The sequence below is a fragment of the Qipengyuania sp. genome (assembly GCF_048550555.1).
Taxonomy (GTDB): domain Bacteria; phylum Pseudomonadota; class Alphaproteobacteria; order Sphingomonadales; family Sphingomonadaceae; genus Qipengyuania.
The window spans coordinates 144,887-164,243 of the sequence record NZ_JBLYYF010000015.1 but is presented as its reverse complement, the minus strand read 5'-3'; the positions used below and the strand labels follow the sequence as shown (position 1 = coordinate 164,243).

Here is a 19,357-nt window from a genome sequence, read left to right as displayed (position 1 = left end):
GATGAAAGGAAGTCGTCGTCTGGTTTACGCCGGGGCCCAGTTGCAAAGCGCGCGGGCAAGCGGCGGTCGTCAAAATCCGAAGTCCGTCGCAAATTTCGACGTCAGCAAGGGGGCAGTAGCATGCGCTGGCCGTATAACCTAACGATCATTCGCCATGATTGTCGTTTCGCGGGCTGGCCGACGCCTCGAGCGAAGCGGGGGGAACGCCGCCTTCGATGAGTTCGGTCCATTCGGAAATCCGGCGGTCGATGTCGGTGGGATCGCCGGCCCAGGGCTGCGGATCCACCAGGGGCTCGGGCGCGGCATGCGGGCCGCGAAACAGGTCGGTGAAGCGTCGGCTCAGTTTCATGGCGGACTCCCTTCGATTAGCGGAGCAACCGCGCCCGTACGGCGCCGGATGCGGCTAGGAGGCGGAAAGGAGGGAGCAGGTATCCGGTGCTAGCGGATCCCCAGAGCCATCGATTGCGACAGATAGCGACGCGTAGATAGCATGGATCGCCAGCGGCACCTAATCCTGCCTGCAATCGCCGCGCGATAGAGTCCTCCACGCCACACCGCACGATCTTGAGTCCCGGGATTCGCCACGGACTCAATATCTTGTAGCGGACACCTTCTGTTCTCTCTGCGTTGCGGCAAGCCGCCGGACGGCCCGGAGATTTTCCTGCTTGACCCCGACTCGGTTTGGACTCACCCTGTGGATAACTCAGGACAGGGAAGCATATGATGGGGGTCATCACGACCACGAAGAGTCGCGCGAAAGCGACTGTAAAACCGGCGGAAACGCCGAAGGAACTGCTGCCGCTCGGCCGCATCCTCGACGGCGACTGCGTCGCGGCGATGCGCTCGCTGCCCGATGCCAGCGTCGATCTCGTCTTCGCCGACCCGCCCTACAACCTCCAGCTCGGCGGCGATCTCAACCGGCCCGACGGCAGCCATGTCGACGCGGTGACCGACCACTGGGACCAGTTCGACAGCTTCGCGCTCTACGACAGCTTCACCCGCGACTGGCTGACCGAGGCCAAGCGCGTGCTCAAGCCCGACGGCGCGCTGTGGGTCATCGGCAGCTACCACAACATCTACCGCGTCGGCGCGATCCTGCAGGACCTCGGTTTCTGGATCCTCAACGACATCGTCTGGCGCAAGTCGAACCCGATGCCCAATTTCAAGGGCACGCGCTTCACCAATGCGCACGAGACGCTGCTGTGGTGCTCGCAGGGCGAGAAGGCGAAATACCAGTTCAACTATCGCGCGATGAAGACATTGAACGACGAATTGCAGATGCGCAGCGACTGGGTCCTGCCGATCTGCAACGGCGGCGAGCGGCTCAAGGAGGGCGGCCACAAGGTCCACCCGACGCAGAAGCCCGAGGCACTGCTCTACCGCGTGCTGCTCTCCACCACCGAGCGCGGCGACGTGGTGCTCGATCCCTTCTTCGGCACCGGCACCACCGGCGCGGTGGCCAAGCGCCTGGGCCGCGAATGGATCGGCTGCGAACGCGAGACCAACTATCGCGATGCCGCCTACAAGCGGATCGAGAAGGAACTTCCGCTCGACGAAAGCGCACTCACCACAATGCAGAGCAAGAGGGCCGCGCCCAAGGTCGCCTTCGGCTCGCTGGTCGAAAACGGCTATATCGCGCCGGGCACGCAGGTGTTCGACAAGAAGCGCCGCTGGGTCGCCACCGTGCGCGCCGACGGCTCGCTCGCGCATGAGAAGCAGACCGGCAGCATCCACGGCCTCGGCAAGGACCTGCAAGGCGCGCCGAGCTGCAACGGCTGGACCTTCTGGCACTACGAGAACGGCGGCGAGATCAAGCCGATCGACGCCGCGCGGCAGCTCTATCTGCTGGCGGTGGAGGATTGAGGCCCCCGCAACCGAACCTGCACTCTCTCTCGTCACTCCGGAGTTGATTCCGAGCTATGCGGAATGTGGGAGGGAAATGAATGAGCCTGCCTGCTCAGGGGGCGGCGCGGGCAGGTGGCTCAGCTTGACTAAGGTACCGGACATTGCTGCCCGCACCAATAGTATGATACCCGCTCCGCAAAGGAGTCACCCATGCCCACCATCCGCAAGACCATCACGCTCAGCGATACGCAGGATGCCTGGATCAAGGCGCAAATCAGGCGCGGGGCCTTCACCAACGACAGCGAGTATATCCGCGACCTCGTGCGCCGCGATCAGGAGGCGCAGGCGAAGCTTGCCGGGTTGAAACAGGCTATTGCCGAGGGGCTGGAAAGCGGGGTTGCGGATCGGTCGCTCGATGCGATCTGGGCCGAGGCGGAAGGTCGTGCTGACGCAGTCGATGCGTAGGCTTCGTCTCAGTGGGAAGGCAGTAGACGATATTTCCGAGATAGCCGATTTCACCATTGCTGCTTTCGGCGTGGAGCAGGCGAGGGAATATCGCGACCAGTTCCAACGCTGTTTCGACTCGCTTCTCGCCAACCCGCTGCTCGGCCGCAGCGCCGAGGAACTCGCGCCGGGCCTGCGCCGCATCCGGCAGCAGGCGCATGTCGTGTTCTACCTCGCCAGTGAGGACGCGGTGCTGATCGTCCGCGTGCTGCATCATCGCATGGATTTCGATCGCCACCTCTAACCCGCACTCTCCCCTCGACTCCCCATCGCCATCGCCATAGAGAGCGCCGCGATGGCGCTCCTTCCCCGCAGACCCGACTTCCTCTCCGGCAAGATGCCGCAGGAACTGGTCAGGGCGGACGACTGGCATCGCCGCATCGCCATGCTGGTGTCGGCGGTGCTGATCGGGCTCGCCGCGCTGTTTTTCGCCCGGCTCGGCGATGCGGCGCAGGCGCTCTTCCTCTCGGTGCGGCAGGACTATGTCTACCTGCCGCTGGTGCTCACCCCGCTGACCTTCCTGGTGGTCTCCGTCCTCACCCGGCGCTTCGCTCGCGAGGCGCGCGGCTCGGGCATTCCGCAGGTGATGGCGGCGAGCCGCAAGCCGATGGGGCGCACCGCGCGGGCGCTGCTGTCGCTGCGCGCGGCGATCGCCAAGATCGTCCTCACCGTGGTCGCGCTGCTCGGCGGGGCCTCGGTCGGGCGCGAGGGGCCGACGGTGCAGCTCGCCGGCGCGATCATGGTCCAGGTCCACCGGCTGTTCCGCCTGCGCGTGACGCCGGGCGTGGTCATCGCCGGCGGCGCGGCGGGCGTCGCGGCGGCCTTCAACACCCCGCTCGCGGGGATCGCCTTCGCGATCGAGGAACTCGCGGTCGCCTATGAACAGCGGCTCGCGGTGCTGGTGATGGGCGCGGTGATGATCGCCGGCCTGACCGCGCAGGGGCTGGCGGGCGACTATGTCTATTTCGGCCTGCTCGACGGCAGCCTCCCGATTACCAGCGTGCTCGTGGCGGCGCCGCTGGCGGGGCTCATCGGCGGGGTGCTGGGCGGGCTGTTTTCACGCCTGTTCCTGATGCTGCGCGGGCCCGACGGGCGCTGGGCGCCGCTGCTCGATCGCTGGCCGATGGTCACCGCGCTGGCCTGCGGTTCGCTGGTCGGCCTGCTGATCTACCTCACCGACGGCAATGCCGCGGGCACCGGCTACGAGGCGACCACCGCACTGCTCGAAGGCGAAAAGGGCGATTACTGGTTCGGCCCGGCCAAATTCGTCGCCGCGCTGGCGACCAGCGCCAGCGGCATTCCCGGCGGCATCTTCGCGCCCTCGCTGGCCGCGGGGGCGGGCTTCGGCCAATTGCTCACCCCGCTGTTCCCGGCCGAACAGGCAGGCGTGATCGTGCTGCTCGGCATGGCGGGCTATTTCACCGGCGTGGTCCGCGCGCCGCTGACTGCCGTCATCATCCTAAGCGAGGCGACCGGATCGAGCCATGTGATCCTGCCGCTCTTCGCCACCGCGCTGATCGGCGACTGGGCGGGCAGCATGGTCTGCCGCGACAAGCTCTACCTCGTGCTCTCGCGCGGTTTCCTGCCGCCCGAGAAGGGCGAGGAAAAACCGGCCTGAGCCGCTGTCCTACACGGCCCTGCGGCGCTACACCTGTGCGCATGACCTCGCGCTCGCCCGCCACCAGCCCGCATCTCCGGACGGCCGGAATTCGGCCCCCGGCTTTTGTCCGCCTGGACCGTGTAACACCCGGTCCATGTGACGGGACTTGCCCCGGGGCGCTCCAACAATGATCCAGCACGCCTATATCCGCCCGATCGGCTTTGTGCCCGGCCCGCAGAGCGAGCACGGCAATGCCGTCCGCCTCGCCGGCGGGATGGCCTATGCCAGCCGCTTCGCAGTGATCCTGCGCCGCGATGGCGAGGTCGCCGAACGCTGGCTCGCCGCACCCGACACCATGGCCGGGGTGCTCGGGCAATTGCCCGATGGCTGCGGCGCCGATGCCGAGGCGCAATGGTCCAATCTCACGCTCGCGCATCCGCCGCTCGAACTCGGCGCGCGGACCGTGCGGCTCGACCAGCCGCAGGTGATGGGCATCCTCAACGTCACCCCCGACAGCTTCAGCGATGGCGGCGCGCATGACGGGCCCGACGGCGCCCGCGCCCATGCCGCGACGATGCTCGAGGCGGGGGCGGCGATCATCGACGTGGGCGGCGAGAGCACGCGACCCGGCGCCAAGCCGCTGTGGGAAGGCGACGAGATCGCGCGCGTCGTCCCCGCGATCGAGGCCTGCGCCGGAATGGGCGCCGCGATCAGCGTGGACACGCGCAAGGCCGCGGTGATGGAGGCCGCGCTCGCGGCGGGCGCGCATCTGGTCAACGACGTTTCGGGCCTCGCCCACGATCCGCGCAGCGCCGAGGTGGTCGCGCGCGCCGGTTGCCCGGTGGTGTTGATGCACGCGCCGGGCGCGGGGGGCGAGGACCTCCACGAGGGCGGGCGCTACACCAACGTCGTGTTCGACGTCTTCGAGGCGCTGCGCGCCCGGCGCGACGCCGCGCTCGAGGCGGGGATTGCGGCGCGTAACATCCTGCTCGATCCGGGCATCGGCTTCGGCAAGAGCCTGGCCGACAATCTCGCGCTGATCAATGCGCTGCCGCTGTTCCACGCGCTCGGCCACCCGCTGCTGCTCGGCGCGAGCCGCAAGCGGATGGTGGGCGCGCTGTCGAACGAGGCGGAGGCGGGCGAGCGGCTCGGCGGCAGCCTCGCGCTGGCGCTCGAGGGCATGCGCGCGGGCGTCCAGCTTCACCGCGTCCACGACGTTCCCGAAACCGTCCAGGCGCGCAATGTCTGGCGCGGATTGCGCGACGCGGCGCTGACCGATTTCGGCGACCTGCCGGGCTAGTCCCCGGGCGAGGCGGCGCTGCCTGCGAGCAGCCCGCCGTCGAGCGTGAGTTCGGCGCCGGTCATATAGGCGCTCTCGGGGCTGGCGAGGTAGACGCACAGCGCGGCGACCTCCTCGACCGTGCCGAAGCGCTTGAGCGGGGTGTCGGCGACCAGCCTGGCCATCTTGGCCTCGCGGTCGGGCCCGTCGCCCAGCATGGGCTCCCAGATGTCGGTCAGGATGGCCGCGGGGTGGATCGAGTTGCAGCGGATCTGCCAGCCCTGCTGCGCGGCGTAGAGCGCGACCGACTTGCTGTGGTTGCGCATCGCCGCCTTGCTCGCGGCATAGGCCGCCGCGCCGGGAATGCCGACAAGGCCCGAGCGCGAGGACATGTTGACGATCGAGCCGGTCCCCTTGGCCTTCATGGCGCGCAGGGCATAGCGGCAGCCGAGGAAGCAGCCGTCGGTGTTGACCGCATGGACCCGGTGCCATTCGGCGAGACTGGCGTTCTCCGGGTCGTGCGCCGCGGGGCCGTCCTCGAACCCGGTGATGCCGGCATTGTTGACCAGCACGTCCACCGCGGGGAAGGCCTCGGCGAGCGCGTCCCAACCGGACTCGCTGGATACGTCTAGCCTGTGCCACTCGCAGCCGAGGTCCGACGCGGCTTTCCTACCTGCCTCCTCGTCGATATCGGTGAGCACGACGCGCGCGCCCTTGGCCAGGAAGGCTTCGCACACGGCCTTGCCGATGCCGCGCGCGCCGCCGGTGACGACGCAGAGCAGATTGTCGAGTTTGTTCATGACCCCTTCGGGGTACCGCAGGTCACGCGGCGTTGTCGATCCCGAGCTCGCTGAGCTTGCGGTAGAGCGTCGAGCGGCCGATGCCGAGGCGGCGGGCGACTTCGGTCATCCGCCCGCGATAGTGGCCGATGGCGAGACGGATGATGTCGGCCTCGATCTCCTCGAGCGGTCGGACATTGCCGTCGTCGGTATAGAGCAGCACGCCGAGCCCGCGCGCGCGGCTCTCGCCGCGATCGGGATTGTCGCCGAGCAGCTCGGCGAGTTGCGGGAAGCTGTGCGCGGTCAGCGCCTCGCGCTGCTCGAACACGCAGGCGCGGAACAGCACCGCCTGCAGCTGGCGGACGTTGCCCGGCCAGTCGTAGGCCTCGAGCAGCGACAGCGCGCTGTCGGCGATCGAATGATGCTTGAGCCCCGGCTGCTCGCCGATGCGGCTGAGGAAATAGCGCGTCAGCGCGGGAACGTCGCCCAGCCGTTCGCGCAGCGCGGGCAGGCGGATGCGGGTGGCGGTCAATTGCTCGAGCAGTGCCTGCGAGAAGCCGCCTGCCGCGACCAGTTCGTCGAGCGCGCAATCGCTTGCGGCGAAGACGCGCAGGTCGATGCGGAAGCCGTGCGAGGCACCGGTGGGGCGGACGATGCCGCTGGCGAGGCACTCGGCGAGGCGCTCCTGCTGGTCGAAGGGAATGCGGTCGACCTCGTCGAGGATCAGCGTACCGCCGTCGCATTGCTCGATCAGCCCCGTCTGGCGGTCGAAAGCCCCGGTGATGGCGCCCTTTTCGTGGCCGAACAGCAGCGACTCGAGCGAGGCGGGCGCCATGCCGCCGCAATGGACGATGTGCATCGGTGCCTTGGCGCGGGTGCTGGCGGCATGCATCGCGCGGGTGAGCATGTCCTTGCCCGTGCCGCTCTCGCCTTCGACCAGCACATGCGCATGGCTGCGCGCGGCGGTCGCCGCCTTGGCCAGCGCGGTGCGGAAGGGTGCGGCGGTGCCGACCATGCCGTCGAAATCGATCGGATGCGGCAGCTTCTCGGTCAGCGGCTGGAGCTCCGCGCGAGGGCGGGCTACGCTTCTCGCGCTGGCGAGCGCCTGGAGCAGCCGGTCGGGGCCGACCGGCTTGACCAGATAATCGGTCGCGCCTGCACGTATCGCCTCGACCGCGAGCAGCGGCGAGGTGCTGGCGGTAAGCATCAGCAGCGGGGCCTGCGGCCGCGCCGCACGCAACTCGCGAATGAGGTCGCAGGCGCCATCGCCCGGAACCCACTGGTCGAGCAGGATCGCCTGGACATCGGCACCTTCGGGAGAGGCGAGCGTGGCGAGGGCGTCCTCGCCGCTGGCGACGGTCAGCGTGCGCCAGCCTTCGCGCGCGGCCAACGCGGCCACGAGCCGGCTCTGGGCCGGTTCGTCGTCGATCAGCATCAACAGGCGCGATTGCCGTGTCGCCATTGGATTTGCCGTGCTCCCTTATGCCCCGCGGACGCCAGACCGCGCCCGTGTCCTGTCTCTATCGCAATAGGGTAAAGAGCGGATTAAGCGCGGGGCGCCGGGGAAGCCGCGAAAGCGGGGCTTGAGCGCCGCCGCCCTCCGCGATAGACCCGGGCGCAACACAACTATCACACGGGGACTTTTCGCCATGCAATCCGCCAACGACATGAAGGCGCACTCCAGGACCTACGGCTCCTTCATCGGCATGCTCAAATGGGCGGTCCCGCTGATCGCCCTGATCACCCTGCTCGTCGTCATCCTGATTTCGGACTAAGCGCCGCCTGTGCGCATAGCGGTGCTGAAGGAGCGCGCACCCGGTGAAAACCGGGTCGCGCTGACGCCCGAAACGGCGAAGAAATTCGTCGCCCTCGGGGCCACTGTCGCGGTCGAGGAGGGCGCCGGAATGGGCGCCGCCGTGATCGACGAGGCCTATCGCGAGGCAGGGGCCGAACTCGGCAGCGGCGCCGCTGTGGTCAAGGACGCCGACATCGTGCTCGGCGTGCAGGCACCCGACGTCGCCGCTCTGGCGGGCGCTAAACCCGGCGCCTGGGTCGCCGCGAGCTTCGATCCGTTCCGCAATGGCGATCTGGTCGAGGCCTATGCCAAGGCCGGGCTCGAAGCGTTAGCCATGGAATTCATGCCGCGCATCACGCGTGCGCAGAGCATGGACGTGCTGTCGAGCCAGTCGAACCTCGCCGGCTACAAGGCGGTGCTGGTCGCCGCCAATACCTATGGCCGCGCCTTCCCGATGATGATGACCGCTGCCGGCACGGTGCAGGCGGCCAAGGTCTTCGTGATGGGCGTGGGCGTTGCTGGACTGCAGGCGATTGCTACCGCCAAGCGGCTGGGCGCGCAGGTCAGCGCGACCGATGTCCGCTCGGCGACGAAGGAACAGATCCAGTCGCTCGGCGCCAAGCCGGTCTTCGTCGAGAATGTCGCGGGGATCGAGGGCGAAGGCTCGGGTGGCTATGCCACCGAAATGTCCGAGGAATACCAGCAGGCGCAGGCCGAGCTCGTCTCCTCGCACATCGCGAAGCAGGATATCGTGATCACCACCGCGCTGATCCCGGGCAAGCCTGCGCCGCGGCTGATCTCCGACGCGCAGATAGCCAGCATGAAGCCGGGCAGCGTGATCTTTGATCTCGCGGTGGCGCAGGGCGGCAATGTCGAGGGATCGAAGCCCGACGAGGCGGTCGTCAGGCACGGCGTCACCATCGTCGGTTACACCAACACCGCGGGCCATCTCGCTGCCGATGCCTCGGCGCTGTTCGCACGCAATCTCTACAACTTCCTCTCCGCCTTCTGGGACAAGGACGCGGGCAAGCCCGTGCTCGACGAGGAGATCGGCGACGCCGTCCGGCTGACGCAGGGCGGAAAAGTCGTCAACGAGAGGCTGGCGGGTTGAAGTTTTCCGCCGTCGATCTTGGCGCGCTCGTTCTCTTGGTCGGCGCAATCCTTTTTTGGGTAGTCAACTTCAGCACTTACGAGACAAATCCGTCCGGTCGCTTTCCACGCGTCCAATCTGGCGGGAATGGGGGGCAATAGGCATGGACTTCATTTCGATCCTGTCGATCTTCGTGCTGGCGTGTTTTGTCGGCTACTACGTGGTCTGGTCGGTCACGCCCGCGCTGCACACGCCGCTGATGGCGGTGACCAATGCGATCTCCAGCGTGATCATCGTCGGCGCGCTGATCGCGGCGGCGGCGGCGGATGTGCCGGGGGCGAAGTGGCTGGGGCTGCTCGGTATCGTGCTCGCATCCGTGAACATCTTCGGCGGCTTCGCGGTGACGGCGCGCATGCTCGCGATGTACAAGAAGAGGGAGAAGAAGTGATGGGCTTCGGTCTCCTTTCTCCGTCATTGCGAGGAGCCGCAGGCGACGCGGCAATCCAGATTGGGCGGAAGCTGGATTGCTTCGCTGCGCTCGCAATGACGATCTTCTTCGCAACCCCAGCCTCGGCTTCGACCGGCGCGCCGGTGAACCCGTGGGTCGCTCTTGCCTATCTCGCCGCCGGCGTGTTCTTCATCCTCGCGTTGCGCGGCCTGTCCTCGCCGGCGACGAGCCGGACGGGTAACCGGTTCGGCATGATCGGCATGCTGATCGCGGTGGTGACGACGCTGATTACGCATTTCCCAACGACCGGCTCACCTGAAAGTGCGCTGCCGGTCGATGAGGGATGGCCCGACCTTTTCTCATTCGGTGAAATCTTCATCGCCATCGCCATCGGCGCGATCATCGGCATCACCATCGCGCGGCGCATCGCCATGACCTCGATGCCCGAGTTGGTGGCGGCCTTCCACTCGCTCGTCGGCCTCGCCGCGGTCCTCGTCGGCTGGGCGGCCTATCTCAATCCGGGCGCGTTCGGCATTCTCGCCGCCGACGGTATCGCGCCGGTCAGCAAGGTCGAAATGGGCCTCGGTATTGCCATCGGTGCGATCACCTTCTCCGGCTCGGTCATCGCCTTTGCCAAGCTTTCGGGCCGGATGAGCGGCTCGCCGATCTTGCTGCCCGCGCGCCATGTCATCAATCTCGGCACGCTGGCCGCGATCATCGTGCTGACCGCGCTGTTCGCCATGGCCGGCCCTGCCGAGACCATGCCGCTGATCATCGGGCTGACCGTGCTCGCCTTCCTCATCGGTTTCCTGCTGATCATCCCCATCGGCGGGGCGGACATGCCGGTCGTGGTCTCGATGCTCAATTCCTATTCGGGCTGGGCCGCGGCGGCGATGGGCTTCACGCTCGGGAACACCGCGATGATCATCACCGGCGCGCTGGTCGGCTCTTCGGGTGCGATCCTCAGCTACATCATGTGCCGCGCGATGAACCGCAGCTTCATCAGCGTCATCGCCGGCGGCTTCGGCGCCGACGAGAGCGCAGGCGGGGGCGAGGCGAAGGAGCAGCGCCCCTACAAGCAGGGCAGTGCAGAAGACGCCGCCTTCATGCTCGAACAGGCCGAGAAGGTCATCATCATCCCCGGCTACGGCATGGCGGTGGCCCAGGCGCAGCACGCGCTGCGCGAGATGGCCGACGTGCTCGAGGAAAAGGGCGTCGAGGTGAAATTCGCCATCCACCCGGTGGCGGGGCGCATGCCGGGGCACATGAACGTGCTGCTCGCCGAAGCCAGCGTCGATTACGACAAGGTCTTCGAGCTCGAGGACATCAATTCCGAGTTCGCGCAGGCCGACGTCGCCTTCATCATCGGCGCCAACGACGTGGTCAATCCGGCGGCCAAGACCGACAAATCGTCACCGATCTACGGCATGCCCGTGTTCGATGTCGACAAGGCCAAGCAGGTCTTCTTCATCAAGCGCAGCATGGGCGGCGTGGGCTATGCCGGGGTCGACAACGATGTCTTCTACATGGACCAGACCATGATGCTGCTGTCCGACGCGAAGAAGATGGTCGAGGAAATCGTCAAGGCGCTCGACTGACGTGAAACGGCTTGTGATCGTACTTGCCCTGCTGGCAGTCGCCGGGGCGATCCTCTGGGCGACCGTGGGCGGCGGCCTGCAGGGGAGCGTCGAGGACCGGCTCGAGAGCGAATTCGTCGCACGCGGCCTGCCGCAGCCGATTGCCGAATGCATGGCCGGGCGAATGGCCGAACGCTTGTCGGTCACGCAGATCCGCAAGCTCATGAAGCTGGCACCCGAAGAGGGCGAGGCGGATATTCCGCTGAACGTGGCCGAGTTCCTCGAGCGCGTCCGCCGGGTCGACGATCCCGAAGTGCTCGAAGTGGCCGCCGGCTCGGCAGCGGTCTGCGCCTTCGCGCAGCGCTGACGCGCTTGCAATCACTCGCCCTTGCGGCACAATAGGTTGCAAGGGAGAGACTCATGACCATCAGACTGACGTTTGCCGCCGCGCTGCTCGCCACCGCCGCGCCAGCCCTTGCCGCCACGCATGATGTTGCGCCGGGCGAGGGCGCGCAGGAGGCCTTGCAGGAGGCGCTGATCCTCGCGGAGCCGGGCGACGAGATCGTGCTGGCCGCGGGACGCTACGTGCTCACCGACGGGCTCAGCCTCGATGTCGACGGAGTGACGCTGCGCGGAGCCGGGATGGAGGGCACCGTGCTCGATTTCACCACCCAGGCCGGATCGGGCGAGGGACTGCTGGTCACGAGCGACAATATCACTCTGCGCGATTTCGCGCTCGAGAACCCCAAGGGCGACGGGATCAAGTCCAAGGGTGCCGACAATATCGTCTACCACCGTATCCGCGTGACCTGGACGCGCGGGCCGCATCCCGAAAACGGCGCCTACGGCATCTATCCGGTCGAGAGCGATGGTGTCCTCGTCGACGGGGCCAAGGTCACCGGCGCCTCCGACGCGGGCATCTATGTCGGCCAGTCGAACCACATCACCGTGCGCAATTCGATCGCAGAGGCGAATGTCGCCGGGATCGAGATCGAGAACAGCCGCAACGCGCTGGTCGAGCACAATGTCGCCACGCGCAACACCGGCGGAATCCTGGTCTTCGACCTGCCCGCGCTGCCGGTGATGGGCGGCGGCAACGTGATCGTCGCCAACAACCTCGTCGTCGCCAACGACACGCCCAACTTCGCCCCTCCGGGCAATATCGTTGCCGGCGTGCGGCGCGGCACCGGCATCCTGGTCATGGCCAACGACAAGGTGCTGATCGAGAACAACATACTCTCGCAGAATCCGACCGCGCCGGTGATGGTGATCGCCTATACGCAGAGCTTCGACGACGAGCGCTACAACCCGCTCCCGCGCGATGTGGTGGTGGGTGACAACCTCTATGACGGGGGCGGCTACGATCCGCAGCTCGACGCGGCGGACATGCTTCTCGCCGCCTTCGGGGGCGAGTTGCCACCGGTGCTGTGGGACGGGCTCGGCAGCCTGTCGGCGGTCGAGGGGACCTCGGGCTGGAGCCTCAACCTGACGGAACAGGGCAAGGGCCTCGAAGCGGCGCAACCGGGGCCGCTCGCCGCCTCTCCACCCGCTGGCGAGTTCGATCGCAGCGGCATCGGTGCGCCCGCGGCGCTGGAGGAACGTCTGGGCGGATGACGCGCGCCACCGCCTTGCTCGCCGCTGCCGGCCTCGTGCTGGCCGGGTCCGTGGTCGCGCGTGCGGCGGTCGGGGAGTCGCAGGCCGTCGTTGAGCCGGTGAGCGACGCCGCCGTGTTGCAGGGCATGCCGCGGCTGCTGTCGGACTACGGCTTCTTCCGCGATCCGGCAGGGCAGATTCCGGCGGGTTCGGTCACACCCTATCGCCTCAACACGCCGCTCTATTCGGACGGCGCCGAGAAGCTGCGCTTCGTCTATCTGCCCGAGGGCGCGCGGATGACCGGGCAGGGCGAGGGGCTGCTCGACATTCCGGTCGGAGGTGCGCTGATCAAGACCTTCGCCTTCCCGGTCGATGGCGAGCGGCGCCTGATCGAAACCCGAGTGCTGCTCCACCGCGCCGACGGCTGGCTTGCGCTGCCCTATCTGTGGAACGACGAGCAGACCGATGCGCAACTGGCGATTGCGGGCGCACGGGTCCCGGTCGTGACCCCGCGCGGCGAGGCGATCAGCTACCGCGTGCCGAACAAGAACCAGTGCAAGGAGTGCCACGGGCTCGACGGCGTCGTGACCCCAATCGGCCCCAAGGCGCGCAATTTGTCGCACGAATGGCTGGACGAAATGGTCGCGGCGGGCCGCCTAGATGCCGTCCCTGCCGATGCCGACCAGCTGCCGCTGTGGGAGGACCGCGCAAGCGCCAACCTCACCGCCGCCGCGCGCGGTTATCTCGACGTCAACTGCGCGCATTGCCACCGTCCCGGTGCGACCGCATCGAACAGCGGGCTCGATCTCCGGTGGGAGCAGCAATCGCCCGACGCGGTGGGGATCGGCAAGCGGCCCGTCGCCGCAGGACGCGGGGCCGGGGGGCACCTGTTCGACATTGTCCCGGGCGCGCCCGATGCCTCGATCCTGCCCTATCGCATGGGCAGCTCCGAACCCGGTGTCGCCATGCCCGAACTGGGCAAGGGCACCGTCGACGAGGAAGGGCTGAGCATCGTCCGCCGCTGGATCGAGGAGATGGCGCCGTGAAATGGTTCTGGCGCATTCTCGGCGGGCTGCTGCTCGCGCTGGTGGTCGCGTTCTTCGTCCTGCGCGTGCCCGATACCGATCCCGATGCCATGTACGCCAAATACGGCGCCCCGCCTTCGCGCATGCTCGCGATCGACGGCGACCGCCGCATCCATGTCCGCGACGAGGGGCCGCGCGATGCGCCGGTCATCATCCTGCTTCACGGTTCGAACGCTGATCTGCACACCTGGCAGAAGTGGGTCGACGCGTTGAAGATCGACTATCGCGTGATCCGCTACGACCAGCGCGGGCACGGACTCACCGGGCCAGCCCCCGACGGCAATTATGCGCTCGAGGGCTTCATGGCGGATATCGATGCGGTCACCGAGGCCCTCAAAGTCGACCGCTTCACGCTGGTGGGCAATTCGATGGGCGGGGCGATCGCCACGGGCTACGCGATCGCTCATCCCGAGCGGCTCGACGGGCTGGTGCTGGTCGATGCGGGCGGTGCGCCGATCGAGCGCGAAGGAAGCGGCAACCTTGCGTTCCGGCTCGCCGGCATGCCGGTGATCGGCGATGCCCTGAGCCAGCTCCTCCCGCGCTCGCTGGTCGCAAAGAGCCTCTCGCAGAGCGTCTCCAACCAGGCCGTGGTCACCCCCGAGGCAGTCGATCGCTATTGGGAACTGGCCCGCTATCCGGGCAATCGCGTGGCGACGCGCGAGCGCTTTTCCACGCCGCGCAAGGACTTCGCCGCCGAAGCCGTCGCCAATGTCCAAGTGCCGACCCTGGTGATGTGGGGCGAGGAGGATGCGCTGATCCCATTCGACGCTGCGCGCTGGTACATGGCCCAGCTGCCCAATGCGACGCTCGCCAGCTATCCGGGCATCGGACATATCCCGATGGAGGAGGCGCCCGAACGCAGCGTTACCGACCTCGAGGTCTGGCTCGCCGAGGTGCTCGCCTCGCAGGATAGCACCGCAGATGGAACCGCCTCGTAACCCAGCCGTTGCAAAACACTGACACGCGGGCCAACCGCGATCGACTGGACGACAGGGCGGAAGAAGAGGGATCAAGGCTTGCGCAAGCTCGGCATTATTGGGGGGATGAGCTGGATCTCGACCCGCGCCTATTACGAACGGATCAACAAATTCGTGCAGAAGCGCGCCGCCCCGATGGCGAGCCCGCCGCTGCTCATCGAAAGCCTCGACTATGCGCCCATCGCCGCGGCCAAGCAGGCGGACGACTGGGACGCGATCGCCGCCACGCTCGTCGATTCCGCTCGTCGCCTCGAAACCGCCGGGGCCGAAGGGCTGGTGATCGCCGCCAACGCCATGCACAAGGTTCACGAGCGGCTGACCGAGGCGGTGTCGATCCCCGTGCTCCACATCGCGGACAGCGTCGGCGCGGCGATGGAAGAGGCCGAATGCAAGAGCGCCGCACTGCTCGGAACGCGCTTCGTGATGACCGAGAGCTTCTATCGCCAACGCCTCGTCGCGCATGGCGTCAACCTGCTCCCGCCCAATCCCGACGAAGTCGAGATGGTCGACGGGATCATCTACAAGGAACTGATGCTCGGCCGCGTCACCCGCGGTGCCGAACGGGCGCTCAAGACGATCATCACGATGAAGGAAAAAGAGGGCGCGGAGGCGATCGTGCTGGCCTGCACCGAGCTCGAACTGGTGGTCGATACCGATGCCAATGTGCTGCCGGTGTTCGATTCGACCGACATCCACTGCCGTGCAGCGTCGGACTGGATTCTGGGTTGAAGGTGCCCCGGCGGGGGCTGCGCACGTTCTGCCGGAAAGCGGTCGGGTTCGCCTTTCGTTCACGTTGAGGTCACGGGCGCGCTAACCTAAGTCTCCCCGCGCATGCACAGAGCTCCCTACGCCTCCGATCCTGCCGCCAGCCGCGGGCGCGAATTCGGCGAAGAACGCGAAGGATCGCGCGGGCCGCGCAGCGAGTTCCAGCGCGACCGCGACCGCATCGTCCATTCGATCGCCTTCCGCCGGCTGCGTTCGAAGACGCAGGTGTTCGTCTCCCCCGACGGCGACCACTATCGCACCCGCCTGACCCACAGCATCGAGGTGGCCCAGATCGGCCGCGTCCTCGCCCGCGAACTGGGGCTCGACGAGGACCTGACCGAGGCCCTGTGCCTTGGCCACGACATCGGCCATCCGCCCTTCGGTCACGCCGGCGAACAGGCGCTCGAAGAGGCCATGGCCGGGGCTGGCGGCTACGATCACAACGCGCAGGGACTGCGCACGCTGGCGCGGATCGAAAGCCCCTATTGCGATCACGAGGGGCTCAACCTCACCTGGGAAACGCTCGAAGGCTTGGCCAAGCACAATGGCCCGGTCGCCGAACCTGGCTGGGCGCTGGCCGAGATCGACGAGGCCTTTCCGCTCGACCTTCACAGCTGGCCCTCGCTCGAGGCGCAGGTCGCCGCGCTCGCCGACGACATCGCCTACGACAATCACGACATCGACGACGGCCTGCGGGCGGGCTTTCTTGATCTCGACGATCTCCTGGTGCTCGACTCTCTCGCCGACCAGTGGCGGGCGGTCGAGAAGCGCTTTCCACACGCTCCGCGCGACCGCCAGCTGCGCGAGCTGATCCGCACCCAGATCGGGCTGATGGTCAACGATATGCTCTCGCACACGCGCGAACAGGTCGAAGGTATTCGCAGCGTCGAGGAAGTGCGCGGCGCGGGCCGCCCGCTCGCCGGTTTCTCGCCGACGATGCGCGAGCAGGAACGCGCGCTCAAGCGCTTCATGTACGACCGGCTCTACTATCACGAGGAGCAGCTCGCCACGGCCAAGCGCGCGCATGACGTGATCGCGAAGCTCTTCGCCGCCTATCACCGGGATCCCACCGCTATGCCCGCCGACTGGCTCGCCAGCCTTCCCGCGGCCGAACCGCAGCGCAGCCGCCACATCGCCGACTTCATTGCCGGCATGACCGATCGCTATGCCATCACACAATGCGCGCGCATCTACGGCCGTATGCCCGAGGGGCTGAGCAATGTCTGACCCGGTGCGCATGGCGCTGGTCGGTGCCACCGGACTGATCGGTTCGGAGGTGATGGCGCAATGCGTCGGACGCGAGGATGTGCGGCTGACCGGCATCGCGCGGCGCGAGGCGAAACTGCCGCACGGCATCCGCATGGAACTGTTCGTCGCCGACCCCGCCAAGTGGGGCGAAGTGATCGAGGCGGTACGGCCGCTGGCGATGATCTGTGCGCTCGGCACCACGTGGAAGAAGGCGGGCGAGAATGAGGCCGCCTTCCGCGCGGTCGACCAGGAACTCGTGCTCGCGACCGCCAGGACGGCGAAGCAATTCGGGGTCGAGCGCTTCATCCTCGTCAGTTCGGTCGGGGCCGATCCGCTCGCCAGGACCTTCTACCTGCGCGTGAAGGGGGAGACCGAACGCGAGGTGACCAGGCTGCGCTTCGACCGGCTCGACATCCTCCGCCCCGGGCTGCTGCGCGGCAAGCGCGAGGAGGACCATCGCCCCGCCGAGCGGCTGGGCATGGCCGCGGCGCCGCTCGGCAATCTGCTGTTGCACGGCAAGTATCGCCAGTACCGCGCAATCCCGGCCCAACTGGTCGCACAGGCGGCGCTGGCGCTGGCCAAGCGCGCGGCGCGCGGGCGTTTCGTCCACGACAATGACGCGATCCATCGCGCGGCCAGGACGCTGCCGCAGATCGCACCGGAACCGGCGTGATGTGGGACACGGTCTTCGGCGCGGCCAATCTGCTTGCGCTGGTGATGTGGGCGGCACTGGTGCTGCTGCCGCGCTGGCCGGCCCTGCTTTCGGCAATACTTTATCTCGGGGTGGGCCTGCTCTGCCTTGCCTATGCCACGGGGATCATCGGCATCCTCTCTGGCGGGTTCGATCCCGGAGGGGCGCGGGCACCGGTCGACTTCTCGACCATCGCCGGGGTTCGCGCGATCTTCGCCAGCGACGGCGGGGCGACCATCGGCTGGATCCACTATCTCGCCTTCGACCTCTTCACCGGCCTGTGGATCGCGCGCGATGCCGATGCCAAGACGTTCTCGCGGCTGGTCCAGGCGCCTGTCCTGCTGGCAACCTTCCTCGCCGGGCCGCTCGGCCTGCTGCTGTGGCTCGGCATTCGCGAGAGACGCGCCCGCGCGGGCGGCCGCTGGCGCTAGTGCGAATCGGGTTGCACGGCGCAACTGACATGTCATGATGCTCTCAAGGCTGATAACAGCGGAGAGGATGGATGACCGGCATGCAGAAGCTCACTTTCGATGAGCTCATCAGGCATTGGGCCAGCGAAAAACCCGACCAGGTGGCGATCGAGCAGGACGGCGACGCGCTGACCTTCGCCGAGTTGGAGGAACGCTCGAGGCAAATAGTCGCGATGCTGGGCGCGCACGGCCTCGCCAAGGGCGATCGCGTCGCCTGGCTAGGCAAGAACGCACGGCACTATTTCGAGCTGTTCTATTCGGCGGCGCGGATGGGCGTGGTCATGGTCCCGATCGGCTGGCGTCTCGCCGCGCCCGAGATCGCCTTTATCCTCGGCGATACCGGCGCGAGGCTGCTGTTCCTCGACGAGGGGTTCGACGAGCTCGCGGCCAAGGCCTGCGGCGAGATGGACGATCCGCCCGAGATCGTCGACACACCCACCGCCAAGGCCGAGATCGCTGCCGCTCCGGCCGACGATTTCAAAGGGGCAGGACCCGACGACGCCGTGCTCCAGCTCTATACCTCGGGCACCACGGGCAATCCCAAGGGTGCGGTGCTGACCAATGGCAATCTCTTTTCGCTGCGCCTCCCGGCCGAGGAAGCGGCCCAGCCATGGTCGAAATGGGACGAGAACGAGGCGATCCTCGTCTGCATGCCCTGCGCCCATATCGGCGGGACCGGGCTCGGCATCATGGCGATTGCCGCGGGCATCCGCGCGATCGTCCAGTCCGAATTCACCCCCGACGGCGTGCTCGACGGTTTCGAGCAGGGGATCACGCGGCTGTTCATCGTCCCCGCGGCGCTGCAGATGGTGATCCAGCATCCGCGCGCGAAGGACACCGACTTCTCCGCCGTGAAGTACGTGATGTACGGCGCCGCACCGATCCCGCTCGACCTGCTGCGCGAGGCGGTGCAGACGATCCCCGGGGCGGGCTTCCTCCAGTGCTACGGCATGACCGAGACCACCGGCACGATCGCCATGCTGCCGCCCGACGACCATACGCTCGAAGGCAACCAGCGGATGAAATCGGCGGGCAGGGCGGTGCCCGGAGCCGAGCTCAAGGTGGTGGGCGACGATGGCGCGGAACTACCGCGCGGCGAGGTCGGAGAACTGATCTGCAAGAGCCCGTCGAACATGCAGGGCTACTGGAACCTGCCCGATGCGACCAAAGGCGCGCTGAAGGACGGCTGGATGTACACCGGCGACGCCGCCTATATGGACGAGGACGGCTACGTTTACATTCAGGACCGGATCAAGGACATGATCATCTCGGGCGGTGAGAACGTCTATCCCGCCCAAGTCGAAAGCGCGATCTACGGCCACCCGGCGGTGGGCGAGGTGGCGGTGATCGGCGTGCCCGACGACACCTGGGGCGAGGCAGTCAAGGCCTGCGTCGTGGCCAAGCCCGGCAGCAAGATCGATCCCGAGGACATCATCGCCTTCACGCGCGAGCGGCTGGCGGGGTTCAAGGTCCCCAAGACCATCGACGTGATCCCGGAAATGCCGCGTAACGCCAGCGGCAAGATCCTGCGCCGCGAGCTGCGCGCGCCCTATTGGGAAGGGCGCGACCGGCAGGTGAACTAGTCGCCCGGCGATCTGCGGCCCAAAAGAA

At 67.3% G+C, this 19,357-nt stretch carries 21 protein-coding genes; 18 read left to right on the top strand and 3 right to left on the bottom strand.

The genetic code is table 11. The annotated features are described in order from the left end of the window. Positions 1-145 precede the first annotated feature (145 nt). On the bottom strand, positions 146-349 hold the full coding sequence (locus ACN4E0_RS03345) for a hypothetical protein (protein WP_419565553.1): 204 nt from the start codon (positions 347-349) through the stop codon (positions 146-148). 374 nt (positions 350-723) lie between these two features. Between ACN4E0_RS03345 and ACN4E0_RS03340 the strand changes: the two genes are divergently transcribed. From ACN4E0_RS03340 to folP, 5 genes are all read left to right on the top strand, one after another. Then, positions 724-1,863 carry a site-specific DNA-methyltransferase gene (locus ACN4E0_RS03340; protein WP_419565551.1) on the top strand — a complete coding sequence of 380 codons (1,140 nt, stop codon included), beginning with the start codon at positions 724-726 and terminating at the stop codon, positions 1,861-1,863. 192 nt (positions 1,864-2,055) lie between these two features. Then, the gene (locus tag ACN4E0_RS03335; protein ID WP_419565549.1) at positions 2,056-2,310 is read left to right on the top strand and encodes a type II toxin-antitoxin system ParD family antitoxin; all 255 of its coding nucleotides are present in this window, start codon (positions 2,056-2,058) and stop codon (positions 2,308-2,310) included. Further along, complete coding sequence (locus ACN4E0_RS03330) at positions 2,303-2,593, top strand: type II toxin-antitoxin system RelE/ParE family toxin (protein WP_419565547.1); 291 nt, start codon at positions 2,303-2,305, stop codon at positions 2,591-2,593. The genes ACN4E0_RS03335 and ACN4E0_RS03330 overlap by 8 nt, the downstream gene beginning before the upstream one ends. Positions 2,594-2,644: 51 nt before the next feature. Beyond that, positions 2,645-3,967, top strand: a complete 1,323-nt coding sequence (locus ACN4E0_RS03325) for a chloride channel protein (protein WP_419565545.1) — start codon at positions 2,645-2,647, stop codon at positions 3,965-3,967. 169 nt (positions 3,968-4,136) lie between these two features. Beyond that, positions 4,137-5,249: a dihydropteroate synthase gene (gene folP, locus ACN4E0_RS03320; protein WP_419565543.1), complete on the top strand. Its 1,113-nt coding sequence runs from the start codon at positions 4,137-4,139 to the stop codon at positions 5,247-5,249. On the opposite strand, the gene ACN4E0_RS03315 is transcribed toward folP, so the two are convergent. Together ACN4E0_RS03315 and ACN4E0_RS03310 are read right to left on the bottom strand one after the other, a co-directional pair. Continuing rightward, positions 5,246-6,028 (bottom strand): SDR family oxidoreductase, encoded by a 783-nt coding sequence (locus ACN4E0_RS03315; protein ID WP_419565542.1) that lies wholly within the window; start codon positions 6,026-6,028, stop codon positions 5,246-5,248. The genes folP and ACN4E0_RS03315 overlap by 4 nt on opposite strands. Before the next feature lie 22 nt (positions 6,029-6,050). After that, a complete protein-coding gene (locus ACN4E0_RS03310) occupies positions 6,051-7,469 on the bottom strand; it encodes a sigma-54-dependent transcriptional regulator (protein WP_419565540.1) in 1,419 nt (472 codons plus the stop codon). Between the two features lie 187 nt (positions 7,470-7,656). Between ACN4E0_RS03310 and ACN4E0_RS03305 the strand changes: the two genes are divergently transcribed. From ACN4E0_RS03305 to ACN4E0_RS03245, 13 genes are all read left to right on the top strand, one after another. Continuing rightward, on the top strand, positions 7,657-7,782 hold the full coding sequence (locus tag ACN4E0_RS03305; protein ID WP_419565537.1) for an aa3-type cytochrome c oxidase subunit IV: 126 nt from the start codon (positions 7,657-7,659) through the stop codon (positions 7,780-7,782). Between the two features lie 9 nt (positions 7,783-7,791). Next, positions 7,792-8,913 carry a Re/Si-specific NAD(P)(+) transhydrogenase subunit alpha gene (locus ACN4E0_RS03300; RefSeq protein WP_419565535.1) on the top strand — a complete coding sequence of 374 codons (1,122 nt, stop codon included), beginning with the start codon at positions 7,792-7,794 and terminating at the stop codon, positions 8,911-8,913. A gap of 142 nt (positions 8,914-9,055) precedes the next feature. Beyond that, entirely contained in the window at positions 9,056-9,340 is a 285-nt protein-coding gene (locus ACN4E0_RS03295; RefSeq protein WP_419565533.1) for an NAD(P) transhydrogenase subunit alpha, read from the top strand. A gap of 95 nt (positions 9,341-9,435) precedes the next feature. Further along, the gene (locus tag ACN4E0_RS03290) at positions 9,436-10,938 is read left to right on the top strand and encodes an NAD(P)(+) transhydrogenase (Re/Si-specific) subunit beta (protein ID WP_419565531.1); all 1,503 of its coding nucleotides are present in this window, start codon (positions 9,436-9,438) and stop codon (positions 10,936-10,938) included. Between the two features lies 1 nt (position 10,939). Beyond that, the gene (locus ACN4E0_RS03285; RefSeq protein ID WP_419565529.1) at positions 10,940-11,284 is read left to right on the top strand and encodes a hypothetical protein; all 345 of its coding nucleotides are present in this window, start codon (positions 10,940-10,942) and stop codon (positions 11,282-11,284) included. Positions 11,285-11,337: 53 nt separating this feature from the next. Further along, positions 11,338-12,531 carry a parallel beta-helix domain-containing protein gene (locus ACN4E0_RS03280; protein WP_419565526.1) on the top strand — a complete coding sequence of 398 codons (1,194 nt, stop codon included), beginning with the start codon at positions 11,338-11,340 and terminating at the stop codon, positions 12,529-12,531. Continuing rightward, positions 12,528-13,556 carry an SO2930 family diheme c-type cytochrome gene (locus ACN4E0_RS03275; protein WP_419565523.1) on the top strand — a complete coding sequence of 343 codons (1,029 nt, stop codon included), beginning with the start codon at positions 12,528-12,530 and terminating at the stop codon, positions 13,554-13,556. Before ACN4E0_RS03280 ends, ACN4E0_RS03275 begins: the two co-directional genes overlap by 4 nt. After that, the gene (locus ACN4E0_RS03270) at positions 13,553-14,533 is read left to right on the top strand and encodes an alpha/beta fold hydrolase (protein ID WP_419565520.1); all 981 of its coding nucleotides are present in this window, start codon (positions 13,553-13,555) and stop codon (positions 14,531-14,533) included. The genes ACN4E0_RS03275 and ACN4E0_RS03270 overlap by 4 nt, the downstream gene beginning before the upstream one ends. A gap of 78 nt (positions 14,534-14,611) precedes the next feature. Continuing rightward, complete coding sequence (locus tag ACN4E0_RS03265; protein WP_419565518.1) at positions 14,612-15,301, top strand: aspartate/glutamate racemase family protein; 690 nt, start codon at positions 14,612-14,614, stop codon at positions 15,299-15,301. A 102-nt stretch (positions 15,302-15,403) separates the two neighbouring features. Beyond that, entirely contained in the window at positions 15,404-16,564 is a 1,161-nt protein-coding gene (locus ACN4E0_RS03260) for a deoxyguanosinetriphosphate triphosphohydrolase (RefSeq protein WP_419565516.1), read from the top strand. Next, on the top strand, positions 16,557-17,258 hold the full coding sequence (locus ACN4E0_RS03255; protein WP_419565514.1) for an NAD(P)H-binding protein: 702 nt from the start codon (positions 16,557-16,559) through the stop codon (positions 17,256-17,258). Before ACN4E0_RS03260 ends, ACN4E0_RS03255 begins: the two co-directional genes overlap by 8 nt. Then, positions 17,258-17,707 carry an ABA4-like family protein gene (locus ACN4E0_RS03250; protein ID WP_419565512.1) on the top strand — a complete coding sequence of 150 codons (450 nt, stop codon included), beginning with the start codon at positions 17,258-17,260 and terminating at the stop codon, positions 17,705-17,707. The genes ACN4E0_RS03255 and ACN4E0_RS03250 overlap by 1 nt, the downstream gene beginning before the upstream one ends. 80 nt (positions 17,708-17,787) lie before the next feature. After that, the gene (locus ACN4E0_RS03245) at positions 17,788-19,329 is read left to right on the top strand and encodes a fatty acid--CoA ligase (RefSeq protein ID WP_419565510.1); all 1,542 of its coding nucleotides are present in this window, start codon (positions 17,788-17,790) and stop codon (positions 19,327-19,329) included. Positions 19,330-19,357 lie beyond the last annotated feature (28 nt).